This is a genomic window from Mesorhizobium sp. M7D.F.Ca.US.004.03.1.1, from assembly GCF_003998635.1.
GTDB lineage: Bacteria > Pseudomonadota > Alphaproteobacteria > Rhizobiales > Rhizobiaceae > Mesorhizobium > Mesorhizobium loti.
In genome coordinates this window covers 1-406 of record NZ_RZQG01001854.1, presented here as the reverse complement: position 1 = coordinate 406, position 406 = coordinate 1, and the positions used below count along the sequence as shown (strand labels likewise).

Here is a 406-nt window from a genome sequence, read left to right as displayed (position 1 = left end):
CCCCAGAGACCGCCCGCCCCTTCATCGATATCCACGCGCCGGTGGTGCAGGCCCTGGCCGCCGGTCGGCCGGTGGTGGCGCTGGAAAGCACCATCATCACCCATGGCATGCCCTACCCCGACAATGGCGCCATGGCGGCCGATGTCGAAAAGATCATCACCGATGGCGGCGCCGTGCCGGCGACGATCGCCGTGGTTGGCGGGCGCATCAAGATCGGGCTTTCGGACGGCGAACGCGAATCGCTGGCGATGACGGGCGACGCCATGAAGCTGTCGCGCGCCGATCTCGGTTTTGCGGTGGCTCAAGGGCGCACCGGCGGCACCACGGTCGCCGCCACGATGATTGCGGCGCATATGGTCGGCATAAAAGTGTTCGCCACCGGCGGCATCGGCGGCGTGCACAAGGG

General features: G+C 68.0%; 1 protein-coding gene. It reads left to right on the top strand.

What is annotated here, in order from left to right; genetic code table 11:
• On the top strand, nucleotides 1–406 hold a 406-nt coding region (locus EN935_RS40385; protein ID WP_281040437.1), incomplete at both ends, for a pseudouridine-5'-phosphate glycosidase.